General features: G+C 59.8%; 15 protein-coding genes. 13 read left to right on the top strand and 2 right to left on the bottom strand.

Annotated features, from left to right (window positions below):
• The 9 genes from B7L72_RS10460 to hisD form a co-directional block, all read left to right on the top strand.
• On the top strand, nucleotides 1–410 hold a 410-nt coding region (locus B7L72_RS10460), incomplete at its 5' end, for an ATP-binding cassette domain-containing protein (RefSeq protein ID WP_139788498.1).
• Nucleotides 411–1,214: a lipid asymmetry maintenance ABC transporter permease subunit MlaE gene (gene mlaE / locus B7L72_RS10455; protein WP_081194166.1), complete on the top strand. Its 804-nt coding sequence runs from the start codon at nucleotides 411–413 to the stop codon at nucleotides 1,212–1,214.
• A 13-nt stretch (nucleotides 1,215–1,227) separates the two neighbouring features.
• Entirely contained in the window at nucleotides 1,228–1,692 is a 465-nt protein-coding gene (gene mlaD / locus B7L72_RS10450; RefSeq protein WP_016913488.1) for an outer membrane lipid asymmetry maintenance protein MlaD, read from the top strand.
• 39 nt (nucleotides 1,693–1,731) lie between these two features.
• Nucleotides 1,732–2,385: an MlaC/ttg2D family ABC transporter substrate-binding protein gene (locus tag B7L72_RS10445; protein WP_016913489.1), complete on the top strand. Its 654-nt coding sequence runs from the start codon at nucleotides 1,732–1,734 to the stop codon at nucleotides 2,383–2,385.
• Nucleotides 2,382–2,714, top strand: a complete 333-nt coding sequence (locus B7L72_RS10440) for an STAS domain-containing protein (protein ID WP_016913490.1) — start codon at nucleotides 2,382–2,384, stop codon at nucleotides 2,712–2,714. The genes B7L72_RS10445 and B7L72_RS10440 overlap by 4 nt, the downstream gene beginning before the upstream one ends.
• A 134-nt stretch (nucleotides 2,715–2,848) precedes the next feature.
• Nucleotides 2,849–3,100, top strand: a complete 252-nt coding sequence (locus tag B7L72_RS10435; protein WP_016913491.1) for a BolA family protein — start codon at nucleotides 2,849–2,851, stop codon at nucleotides 3,098–3,100.
• Nucleotides 3,101–3,110: 10 nt separating this feature from the next.
• On the top strand, nucleotides 3,111–4,373 hold the full coding sequence (murA, locus tag B7L72_RS10430) for a UDP-N-acetylglucosamine 1-carboxyvinyltransferase (protein WP_081194164.1): 1,263 nt from the start codon (nucleotides 3,111–3,113) through the stop codon (nucleotides 4,371–4,373).
• 29 nt (nucleotides 4,374–4,402) lie between these two features.
• The gene (hisG, locus tag B7L72_RS10425; RefSeq protein WP_026001641.1) at nucleotides 4,403–5,056 is read left to right on the top strand and encodes an ATP phosphoribosyltransferase; all 654 of its coding nucleotides are present in this window, start codon (nucleotides 4,403–4,405) and stop codon (nucleotides 5,054–5,056) included.
• A 13-nt stretch (nucleotides 5,057–5,069) separates the two neighbouring features.
• The gene (hisD, locus tag B7L72_RS10420; RefSeq protein ID WP_081137025.1) at nucleotides 5,070–6,389 is read left to right on the top strand and encodes a histidinol dehydrogenase; all 1,320 of its coding nucleotides are present in this window, start codon (nucleotides 5,070–5,072) and stop codon (nucleotides 6,387–6,389) included.
• A gap of 17 nt (nucleotides 6,390–6,406) precedes the next feature.
• Here hisD and B7L72_RS10415 read toward each other — a convergent pair whose 3' ends face one another.
• A complete protein-coding gene (locus B7L72_RS10415) occupies nucleotides 6,407–7,651 on the bottom strand; it encodes a Do family serine endopeptidase (RefSeq protein ID WP_016913495.1) in 1,245 nt (414 codons plus the stop codon).
• A gap of 139 nt (nucleotides 7,652–7,790) precedes the next feature.
• Between B7L72_RS10415 and B7L72_RS10410 the strand changes: the two genes are divergently transcribed.
• Nucleotides 7,791–8,552, top strand: a complete 762-nt coding sequence (locus B7L72_RS10410) for a Nif3-like dinuclear metal center hexameric protein (RefSeq protein WP_081194162.1) — start codon at nucleotides 7,791–7,793, stop codon at nucleotides 8,550–8,552.
• 56 nt (nucleotides 8,553–8,608) lie between these two features.
• Here B7L72_RS10410 and B7L72_RS10405 read toward each other — a convergent pair whose 3' ends face one another.
• Nucleotides 8,609–9,052 (bottom strand): ZapG family protein, encoded by a 444-nt coding sequence (locus tag B7L72_RS10405; protein WP_081194160.1) that lies wholly within the window; start codon nucleotides 9,050–9,052, stop codon nucleotides 8,609–8,611.
• A gap of 237 nt (nucleotides 9,053–9,289) precedes the next feature.
• Here B7L72_RS10405 and zapE point away from each other — a divergent pair, with 237 nt between their 5' ends.
• The 3 genes from zapE (at nucleotide 9,290) to rpsI (ending at nucleotide 11,504) form a co-directional block, all read left to right on the top strand.
• Entirely contained in the window at nucleotides 9,290–10,471 is a 1,182-nt protein-coding gene (zapE, locus tag B7L72_RS10400; protein ID WP_081194158.1) for a cell division protein ZapE, read from the top strand.
• A gap of 201 nt (nucleotides 10,472–10,672) precedes the next feature.
• Entirely contained in the window at nucleotides 10,673–11,101 is a 429-nt protein-coding gene (gene rplM, locus B7L72_RS10395; protein WP_016913499.1) for a 50S ribosomal protein L13, read from the top strand.
• 13 nt (nucleotides 11,102–11,114) lie between these two features.
• On the top strand, nucleotides 11,115–11,504 hold the full coding sequence (gene rpsI / locus B7L72_RS10390) for a 30S ribosomal protein S9 (RefSeq protein WP_016913500.1): 390 nt from the start codon (nucleotides 11,115–11,117) through the stop codon (nucleotides 11,502–11,504).
• Nucleotides 11,505–11,694: the final 190 nt, after the last annotated feature.

Raw genomic sequence — 11,694 nt, 5'->3', positions numbered from 1 at the left:
TGTCGCCCGCCGAGCTTTCGGGGGGCATGGCCCGCCGGGTGGCGCTGGCGCGGGCCGTGGCGCTGGACCCGGAGCTGATTCTCTATGATGAGCCCTTTGTGGGCCAGGACCCTATTTCCATGGGCGTACTGGTGCAGCTTATCAAGCGCTTGAACCAGGCCATGTCGCTGACCTCTGTAGTGGTTTCCCATGACATCAAGGAGACCTTGAGCATTGCCGACTATCTCTACCTGATCGCCGATGGCCAGGTGGTGGCGCATGGCACGCCGGCGTCGCTGGATGTCAACGAGGACCCCAGAGTCAGTCAGTTCATGCATGGTGAGCCGGACGGCCCTGTGCCGTTTCACTATCCTGGCAACACCCTTTACCGAGACATTCTCGGTCACGATCCAGCAAGCGGGGCAGGGTAAATGCAGTCAAGACTCTTACAGTGGGTAGCGCCCATCACGCGATTGGGGCGCAAGGGATGCGAGATGGTCGAAGCGCTGGGGCGCGCGGCAGTGTTTCTCGCGCAGTCGGCGGTCGGGGTGCCTTCCCGTGAAGGGTGGGCTCTGTGGCTTCGTCAAATGCATTTTGTCGGCGTGCTTTCTCTGGCTATCGTGCTGGTGTCCGGACTGTTCATCGGCATGGTGCTGGCGCTTCAGGGCTACACCATTCTGGTGGACTTTGGTGCCGAGCAGGCATTGGGGCAGATGGTGGCGCTGTCGTTGCTGCGGGAGCTGGCGCCGGTGGTGGCAGCGCTGCTTTTTGCAGGGCGGGCTGGTTCGGCGTTGACCGCCGAAATTGGTTTGATGAAGGCCACCGAACAGTTGACCAGCATGGAAATGATTGGCGTTGACCCATTGCGTCGCATAGTGGCCCCGCGGCTTTGGGCCGGGTTCGTGGCGCTGCCGATTCTCACCGTGGGATTCAGTGTGGTGGGTATCTGGGGCGGCTATCTGGTGGGCGTCGAGTGGCTGGGCGTTTTCGAAGGCTCTTACTGGAGCAACATGCAGTCCAGCGTCTCGTTCATCAACGATGTCGGTAACGGCATGATCAAGAGCCTGGTGTTTGCCCTGGTGGTGACCTGGATCGCCGTGTTCCAGGGCTATGATCTGATTCCCACGTCCGAAGGCATTTCTCGGGCGACCACTCGTACGGTGGTGTACTCATCGCTGGCGGTGCTGGGGCTGGATTTCGTTTTAACCGCCGTCATGTTCGGCGGCCTTCAATAGCTGGGGTGGTGTCATGAAGCGCAGTAAAACCATGGAGTTTGGCGTTGGCCTGTTCATGTTGGCGGGGATCATCGGCCTGGTCTTTCTGGGGCTGAGAGTCAGCGGTTTGACGCTTTCGGGCGCGTCTGACACGTTCCGTCTGGAAGCCAACTTCTCCAATATCGGCGGCCTCAAGCCGCGTGCCCGCGTCACCATGGCGGGCGTGACCGTTGGACGTGTCGAGGCCATCGAGCTGGACCGAGAGTGGTACGACGCACGCGTGGTACTGAGCCTGAACAGTGACCTGGAAGGCCAGCTTTCCCAGGATACCACGGCGGCCATTCTGACGGCGGGGCTGCTGGGCGAGCAGTACATTGGTCTGAGTGTGGGCGGCGCCCCGGAGGTGCTACAGGATGGTGACACGATTCGCGATACGCAATCCGCGCTGGTGTTGGAAGAACTTATTCAGCAGTTCGTGTCCAATATGGTCAGCAACTAAGCGTCAATGGTGATGGTGCCAGATTATAGAGGTGTAACGATGCAGAAAATGACAGTGATTTTTTCCCGGTGGGTTGCCCTTGCCATGCTGTTGATGGCCTTGCCTGCCTTGGCCAAGGCGCAATCTCAATCGCCCGAACAGATGATTCGCAACAACATCGACGAATTCATGGCGCAAATCGAAGGGCGTGAAGACTATTACGCCAATAACCTCGATGAGCTGAAGGCACTGGTCAACGATAGCCTGGATGATATTGCCGATTTCCGTTACATCGGCGCCAGCGTCATGGGCAGTTACTTCCGCAACGCTACGCCAGAGCAGCGCAGCCGCTTTGCGGATGTCTTCCGCCAGACGCTGATCGATACCTACACGCGTGGTCTGGTGACCTTCGACTACGATGAGCTGCGTGTGTTGAGTCAGCAGCGTGCCCAGCGTCACGAAGATCAAGCCAGCGTCGATATGGAAGTGGTGGCCAACAACGGCCAGGTCTACCCGGTCACCTACAGCCTGCGGCTGGCCAATGGTGAGTGGCGTGTGGTCAACGTGATCGTCAATGGCATCAACCTGGGTCTCACGTTCCGCAATCAGTTCGATCAGGCCATGCGTGAAAACAATCGCGATTACGATGCGGTCATTCGTGGCTGGTCGCCGGACATCGGCGTCGAAGAGCTGGAGCAAGGGGGCGATGCGTGAGCACGCTGCTCGACCGCCCGAATGTCTCGCTGGCCGAGCAACCGGATGGGTTGGTGGTGTCCGGTGACTTGAGCATGAACGCCGCCGCCGATGTGGCGGCGGCGGGGGTAAGCTGGCTGCGAACCACCCGTTCCACGTCGGTTCAGTTCGACTTCAGCGGTGTCGATGTTGCCAGTAGCGCTGCCTTGAGCGTGATGTTCGAGTGGCTGCGAGCGAGCCAGGCCAGGCAGTTGCCGGTGAGCGCGATCGTGCTATCGCCGCCGCTCCAGCGTCTGGCGACGCTGGCAGAGCTGGAGCCCTTGATAGCTCAGCACAGCCCCGTGCAGTAATCCTTCTCCATAAAGCAGCCTGCGGGCTGCTATCTTCTCTTTGGCATGCCGCCAGCATCGCCAAGCGTGATGCTTTTCTTTATCATGTGGCTTTTCCGCACATTCTTTTCGACCCCAAAGGAGTTTCCTGGCTTATGCAACCCAACGAGGTCAAAGCACTGCTTGAATCCCGCATCGATGGGTGTGAGTTTCACATCCAGGGAGAAGGCTGCAATTTTCAGGTGATTGCGGTTGGCGAAGCCTTTGAAGGTCTTTCACCCGTAAAGCGCCAGCAGCTGGTCTACGCCGCGCTGAGTGATGAAATCGCGTCCGGTGCCCTCCACGCTATCAGCATCAAAACGTTTACCCCGACGCAGTGGCAAACTGCATCGCAAAGTGCTGAGTAACGGCCTGCCCATGGATAAGCTGATTATTACCGGCAACGGTTGCGTTGACGGAGAAGTGTGGGCCAGTGGCGCCAAGAACGCGGCGCTGCCCATTCTGTGTGCCAGCCTGTTGGCCGATGGCCCCGTCGTGATCGGCAATTTGCCGCACTTGCAGGATATCACCACGACGCTGGAGCTGTTGGGCCGGATGGGCGTCGAGCCTGTCATGGGTGAGAAGCTGAGCATTCAGTTGGATGGCTCTCAAGTGACTCAGTGCCATGCGCCTTACGAGCTGGTCAAGAAAATGCGCGCCTCGATTCTGGTACTGGGCCCGTTGTTGGCGCACTTCGGCAAGGCCGACGTCTCGCTGCCTGGCGGGTGTGCCATTGGTTCGCGCCCGGTGGATCTGCATCTGCGTGGTCTGGAGGCCATGGGTGCCGAAATCCACGTGGAAGCGGGCTATATTCGTGCGCGCGTAGAGGGTCGCCTCAAGGGGGCCACGATCTTCTTCGATACGGTGACCGTGACAGGCACCGAGAACCTGCTGATGGCCGCGACCCTGGCCGATGGCCGTACCATTCTTGAAAATGCTGCTCGTGAGCCCGAGGTCGTGGACCTTGCCGAGTGCCTGATCAAGATGGGCGCGAAGATCAAGGGGCATGGCACCGATACCATCATCATCGATGGGGTGCCTTCCCTGCACGGCTGTGAACACGATGTGATGCCGGATCGTATCGAAACCGGCACGTTTCTGGTGGCGGCTGCCATGACCGGTGGGCGTGTCAAGGTCAAGCGCACTCGCGCCGATATCCTCGAGGCAGTGCTGGCCAAGCTGGAAGAGGCCGGTGCCGAGATCACCAGTGGTGACGACTGGATCGCGCTGGATATGCATGGCAAGCGCCCCAAGGCCGTCAATATTCGTACCGCGCCTTATCCGGCATTTCCCACCGACATGCAGGCGCAGTTCGTGGCCATGAATGCGGTGGCAGAAGGGCACTCTCGCGTGGTGGAGACGATCTTCGAAAACCGTTTCATGCACGTGCAAGAGCTCAATCGCATGGGGGCCAATATCGTGCTGGAGGGCAACGCGGCCCTCATCAAGGGCGTCGACAAACTGTCGGGTGCACCGGTCATGGCGACGGACCTGCGTGCCTCGGCGTCTCTGGTGATTGCGGCCATGATGGCCGAAGGCGAGACGCTGGTGGATCGTATCTATCATATTGATCGCGGTTATGAGTGTATCGAGGAAAAACTTCAGCTGCTGGGGGCGAAGATTCGTCGCATCCCCGGCTAAGCCATGTGACCAACCATTGGCCTTACACCATGAGTAAGCAATTGATCCTGGCCCTCTCGAAAGGGCGTATTCTGGACGAGACACTGCCGCTGTTGGCAGATGCGGGTATTACACCCGCCGAAGACCTGAGCAAGAGTCGCAAGCTGCTGTTCGACACCAACCTGCCGGATGTGAAGCTGGTCATCATTCGCGCCACCGATGTACCGACCTATGTACAGTTGGGGGCCGCCGACGTGGGCGTGGCGGGCAAGGATGTACTGCTGGAGCATGGTGCCGAGGGGCTGTACGAGCCGCTGGATCTGGACATTGCCCGCTGCAAGCTGATGACGGCAGGCGTGACCGGGCAGCCCCCGGCGCGAGCCCGTCGCCGGGTAGCGACCAAATTCGTCAACGTGGCGCGCCGCTACTACGCCGAGCAGGGCATTCAGGCAGAGGTGATCAAGCTGTACGGCGCCATGGAGCTGGCGCCGTTGATGAACCTCGCCGACGAGATCGTCGATATCGTCGATACCGGCAATACGCTGCGTGCCAACGGCATGGAGCCGAGGGAGTTGATTGCCCATATCAGCACCCGCCTGGTAGTTAACAAGGCGGCCATGACCATGAAGCATGATCGTATCAAACCGCTACTGGCGCGTTTGGAAAGTGCCGTAAAGCAACGTCAATTGCTGCCTGCCGAATGACACGAGGTTCGCCATGAGTGAGACAACCACTGCCACCATTGCTCGGCTCTCTACCACTGAGCCGGGCTTCCACCGTCAGCTGGATGCGCTGCTGGACTGGGAGGGCGTGTCCGATAGCGCCGTGCAGGCCCGTGTCGATGAAATACTGGCGGACGTCAAACAGCGCGGTGATCAGGCCGTCATCGATGCCACCAACCGCTTCGATCGGCTGGCCGTCGACTCCATGGAGCAATTGCGCCTGTCGCCCGAGCAGTTGAAAACGGCGTATGAGGGGCTGCCGTCGGAACAGCGTGAAGCGCTGGCCGTGGCAGCGGAGCGCATTCGTCGCTACCACGAGCGGCAGAAGCCGGAGTCCTGGCAGTATCAAGAGGCCGATGGCACGGTGCTGGGACAAAAGGTGACGCCACTGGACCGCGCTGGTATCTATGTGCCGGGCGGCAAGGCGGCCTATCCTTCTTCGGTGCTGATGAATGCGATACCCGCCCACGTGGCTGGCGTGCGTGAGATCGTCATGGTGGTGCCGACCCCTGACGGTGTGCTGAACGATCTGGTGCTGGCGGCGGCACACCTGGCCGGTGTCGATCATGTCTTCACCATCGGTGGGGCGCAGGCAGTTGCAGCCTTGGCTTATGGCACCCAGAGCGTACCCCGTGTCGACAAGATCGTGGGCCCCGGCAATATTTACGTGGCCACCGCCAAGCGTGCGGTCTTCGGGCAGGTAGGTATCGACATGATTGCCGGGCCGTCAGAAATCATGGTGGTCTCCGATGGGCAGACCGACCCTGATTGGTTGGCCATGGATCTGTTCTCCCAGGCTGAGCATGATGAAGATGCCCAGGCGATTCTGGTCAGTTGGCACGCCGAGCACCTGGATGCCGTCGCGGCTTCCATCGAACGACTGCTGCCTACGCTGGAGCGCGAGGAGATTGCGCGTGCTTCGCTCAAGCGCCGGGGGGCGCTGATTCTCTGTCAGCACCCGGCCGACGCCGTCGAGATGATCAATCGCATAGCGCCGGAGCACCTGGAGCTCTCCGTGGCCGAGCCCGAGGCGTGGCTAGAGGAGATCCGCCATGCAGGCGCCATCTTCATGGGGCGTCATACGTCGGAGGCCCTGGGTGACTACTGCGCGGGCCCCAATCACGTACTGCCGACGTCCGGCACGGCGCGCTTCTCGTCACCGCTGGGGGTTTATGACTTCCAGAAGCGCTCTTCGATCATTCACTGCTCTCCTGAAGGAGCGTCCGAACTGGGCAAAGTGGCGTCGGTCCTCGCCCGAGGCGAATACCTGACGGCCCATGCACGCTCGGCCGAGTATCGTATTCGCAGCAAGTAAGGTATGGGGGAGCGGCTTCAGGAGCCGCTCTGCCGATCTTCGGACGTCGCATTGGTGGGCACGGGGCGCTCGCCCACTTCCAGGGTGACCTCCATGCGCTCACCGCTGCGCACGATGGTCAGCGGTAGCCTGGTGCCCGGTGGGATGGAGGCAATCTCGCTCATGGTGGCGCGTGCATCCATGATCACCTGGTCATCGATGGAGAGCAGCACATCGCCAGGCTGAAGCCCTGCCTCCGCTGCTGGCCCACCGCTGACCACGCCGGCCACGATGACGCCTTGGGGAGTACGTAACCCAAACGAGGCGGCCAGTTCCCGCGATAGCGCCTGAGCCTCGATGCCCAGCCAGCCACGAATCACCCGGCCGCGGGTGACCAGTTCGTCAAGGATGCTGTGGGCAAGGTTGGCCGGAATGGCGAAGCCTATTCCCTGTGAGCCTCCCGAGCGTGAAAAGATCGCCGTATTGATGCCTACCAGTGCACCGTCAGGGTTGACCAGTGCTCCGCCTGAGTTGCCCGGGTTGATGGCCGCGTCGGTTTGGATGAAATCTTCATAGGCATTCAACCCCAGGTGGCTGCGCCCCGTGGCGCTAATAATGCCCATGGTCACTGTCTGGCCAACCCCAAAGGGGTTGCCTATTGCCAGCGCCACATCGCCCACGGCCACTTCCTTCGAGTCAGCCAGTTCGATCACAGGTAGGTTGTCCAGTTGAATGCGCAACACTGCCAGATCGCTTTCCGGGTCGGTGCCAATCACTTGAGCCAGTGTTTCGCGGCCGTCGCGCAGCGCCACTTGTATCTGGTCGGCGCCGCTGATCACGTGATGATTGGTAAGCACATAGCCGTCGTCACTGACGATGACCCCGGAACCCAGGCTGGACAGCATGCGCTGGTGGGTCGTCGCATCGTCACCGCCGAAAAATTGCTGGAAGAACGGGTCAGACATCAGCGGGTGCTGGTCCCGCGACACGATGCGCGACGAATAAATGTTGACCACCGCTGGCGCGGCCTGGTTGACGGCGTTGGCGTAGCTGGCAGGCCCCTGGCTACGCGTAAGTGGCGCGGCCTGGCGTATTTCGGGGGCGGGCCGGTTGGCCGTCGACTCGCTATTGGTCGCGACCAGCGCTGGCTGGGGCTCTACGCTGGCAGGGGGAGATTGACGAAACGGGTTGGGAATTTGTTGAGGGAAGGCCAGCAGAATGACTGCGGCCAGCAGAAGGCCCGTGGTAATGGGCCAGAGATAGGGCAGCACAAGGCGGTGCATGCAAGCATTCCTCAGCGGATGGCGGTCTTCAGCAGGTCGCGAGGTTCGCGATAACGTGCAGCGAGTTTACAATGGAGGTTATGGTAACACTTAACGCCTCGCTTCCCCACGGGGCAGTGGCAACAATTAAGGAGACCACGTGAACCATCGCGATCAACTCGTCGCTGCATGTGACCACCAGCTCCGCGCTGGTCAATTCAAGGATTACACCATCAATGGCCTGCAAGTCGAGGGGCGAGAGACGGTTCGGCGGGTCATGACCGGCGTGACGGCCTGCCAGGCGTTGCTCGACGAGGCGGTGGCCTGGCAGGCGGATATGGTGCTGGTACATCACGGCTATTTTTGGAAGAACGAGCCAGTAGCGATTACCGGGATGAAGCAGAAGCGCATCAAGACGCTGATGGCCCACGACATGAGTTTGCTGGCGTATCACCTGCCGCTGGATGCCCATGCAGAGCTGGGCAATAACGCCGAATTGGCGCGGCGCCTGGGATGGAAGGTCGAGGGGTGTCTGGACGGCGAGCTGGGCGAAGGGTTGCTGTGGTCCGGGCGTCTGGTGACGCCGCAGCCGCTGACCACGTTGGCCGATCAGTTGAGCCATGCCCTTCAGCGTCAGGCGCTGGTCGTCGTGGCGCCGCTGGCGGGGCCAGTGGAGCGAATTGCCTGGTGCACGGGTGGGGCCCAGGACATGATCACGGCTGCCCACCAAGCAGGTGCTCAGGTATTCGTGTCAGGGGAGATTTCCGAACGCACTACGCACCTGGCGCGTGAGCTGGGTATTCATTACATCGCGGCAGGGCACCATGCTACCGAGCGTTATGGGGTGCAGGCCTTGGGCGAGTGGTTGGCGAGCCAGTTCGATGTCGAGCATCGTTTCGTGGATATCGACAACCCGGCCTGACTCGGAGAAAAGTGACGTGCGACCAGGGCGCTCAGGGGCGCCCTGGTGAGCGTAGATCAGTAGCGTGGAGGTTGCGCAAGCGTATCGCTGTCTGATTTCTGATGCTCTTTCAGCCCGAAGTCTTCGGAAAGCGTGCCGTTCTTGCCAGCCGCGTAATCGCGGGGCATGGCAAGGTCGGCATCGTTTTCTGCCGTGGCCGCTGCTTTGTGATGGGAGGCCTTGACGCTGGTGAGCTGCCATTGAGCCGCCTCGTCGGCGATCTGGGCTTCGATTTGGTCCGCCTCCTGACGAATGCTGTCAAGACGTTGCTGGATGCCCGTCAGGCTGCTGCCCATGGCTTGTTTAAGTTCCGCGATCTTGTGCTCGCGCTCCAGTAGCGTTTGCTTCAGCGCAGCCATGTCTTTCTCGCTCTTGCTGAACAGGCGATAGCAGGCAAGGCCAATGAGAAAGCCAACGACGAGACCTACAACGGCAAAAATGATTGGCGAGCTTGCTTCCACGGTATTCTCCCTGATAGTGGTGCGCGCCATGTCATCGATGGCATGGCGTCACCGATCGCATGGCTGCATGGTCAGCCCCATTATAGGCGCGTCACGGCTGGTTGGGTCAATCCGCTCATGCGCTTAGCGCTCAGTCGGCGTATAATTAGGCTCTTTTTATCGGTCAGGCCGGTGCTCGGCGGATGTGCAGGTGCGCGTCGATGCATACGCCTGGCTACGCGCTGCGGGAGCATCTTAATGTCATCAGTATCTGCACGTCAGGCGTCTGAACACCCCCATCGCTTGACGCCACTGGAGCGTTATCAGCAGGATTTGACGCGCAGTGACTTTCAATACGACCCGGCTCAGGAGCAGGCGGTCAAGCATCTTCAGCGTCTTTACGATGACCTGCTGTCGACCACCACCACCGTGCCCAAAGCAGTGGTCGCCAGTAAAGGCTTGAAGGCGAAGATGGCGGGGCTGCTGGGCAAGCGCAGCGAGCCAGACAAGCCCCCGGTGCCCCAGGTGAAGGGGCTCTACTTTTGGGGTGGGGTCGGACGTGGCAAGACCTACCTGGTGGATACGTTTTATGACGCCTTGCCCTTCCCTGAAAAAATGCGCACGCACTTTCATCGGTTCATGCAGCGGGTGCATAACGAGCTGACGCACTACAAGGGCGAGAAGAACCCGCTGACGCTGATTGCCGGCAAGTTTGCAACCGAAGCCAGGGTGATCTGCTTCGACGAATTTTTCGTCAAGGACATCACGGATGCCATGATCCTGGCCAATCTCATGGAGGCGCTGTTCGAGCGTGGTGTCGTGCTGGTGGCGACCTCCAATATCGTGCCCGACGATCTCTACAAGGATGGTCTGCAGCGCGCTCGGTTCCTGCCCGCCATCGAACTGGTCAATCGCCACTGTGACGTCGTGAATGTAGACTCCGGCATCGATTATCGGTTACGGGCGCTGGAGCGTGCGGAGATCTTCCATGCGCCGCTGGATGAGGCTGCCGACCAGGAGCTGGCGCGCAGCTTCAAGGAGATTGCCGGTCATGCGGGAGAAGAGGGCGCGCCGCTGGAAATCAACCATCGAGTATTGAAGACGCGTCGACTTCATGAGGATGTCGTCTGGTTCGAATTTGCCGAACTGTGCGATGGGCCGCGTAGCCAGAACGACTATATCGAGCTTGCTCGAGAGTTTCATACCGTGCTGGTGGCCAATGTGCCGCGCATGGATGCCAAGAGCGACGATCAGGCGCGCCGCTTCATCAATATGGTGGACGAGTTTTATGATCGCGGCGTCAAGCTCTTGATGTCGGCAGAAGTACCCGTCGAGTCGCTTTACAGTGATGGCAAGCTAACGTTTGAATTTCAGCGGACGCTGTCGCGCTTGCAGGAGATGCAGTCGCGGGAGTATCTGGCGCTGCCGCACAAACCCTGAGCGCCTCTGTTGCCTGAGTGCGATGCCAGGGGCGTGCGAGAAAAGTAAAGATGGCACTTAACTTGTCCACTCTCTTACTGTAGAATGCCGCCTCGCTGTACGTTGTAGCTGTTTTCTGGCTGCAACCAAAAAGAATAGGGATGGTGCTTCGCTACTGTATAGCGTTAGCTACCCAACACACTTAATCTGGTGATTTCATCCATGAAGACGTTCAGTGCTAAGCCGCAGTCCGTCCAGCGCGACTGGTATGTTGTCGACGCTACGGACAAAACGCTCGGTCGTCTGGCAACCGAGATTGCTCGCCGCCTGCGTGGCAAGCATAAGCCCGAATTTACCCCTCACGTTGATACCGGCGACTACATCGTTGTCATCAATGCCGAGAAAGTCCAGGTGACCGGTAACAAGGCGAAGGCCAAGACCTACTACCGCCACACTGGCTACCCGGGCGGTCTGCGCTCCATGACCTTCGACAAGATGCTGGATCACGCTCCCGAGCGCATCATCGAGTCTGCTGTCAAGGGCATGCTGCCGAAAGGCCCGCTGGGTCGCGCCATGTATTCCAAGTTGAAAGTGTACGCCGGTGCCGAGCATCCGCATGCTGCCCAGCAGCCGCTTGAACTGAACATCTGAGGAAATCTTCGCCATGACACAGCAGTATTACGGTACCGGGCGCCGCAAGACTTCCACCGCTCGTGTGTTCCTGAAGCCGGGCTCCGGCAAAATCACCGTCAACAACCGTGAGCTCGACGAGTACTTCGGTCGCGTTACCGGTCGCATGGTTGTTCGTCAGCCCCTCGAGCTGACCGAGACCCTGAATCAGTTCGACGTGTATGTGACCGTCGAAGGTGGTGGTGGCTCTTCACAAGCTGGCGCCATCCGTCACGGCATCACGCGTGCTCTGATGAACTACAACGAAGACCTGCGCCCGACTCTGCGCGCCGCTGGCTACGTCACCCGTGACGCACGTCAGGTAGAGCGTAAGAAAGTCGGTCTGCGCAAGGCGCGTCGTCGTCCGCAGTTCTCCAAGCGTTAATTTTACGCTATGCGGCAAAAACGCCCAGGTCCAGGACCTGGGCGTTTTTTATTGGAATATCAAAAAATTATAGTACCTGTACCACCATGGTCCGGGGCGGTTGTTCTTGTGCAGAGCGCTTTGTTTTTTTAACATAGAGCGTATTTGATATTCGTCGCCGCAAGACGCCTTTGCGGCGAAACGGGTAAGC

This window comes from Halomonas sp. BC1, from assembly GCF_002078135.1.
GTDB classification, from domain to species: domain Bacteria; phylum Pseudomonadota; class Gammaproteobacteria; order Pseudomonadales; family Halomonadaceae; genus Vreelandella; species Vreelandella stevensii.
Note: the sequence above shows the minus strand (reverse complement) of the source record. Positions and strands in the feature narration are given on the sequence as shown.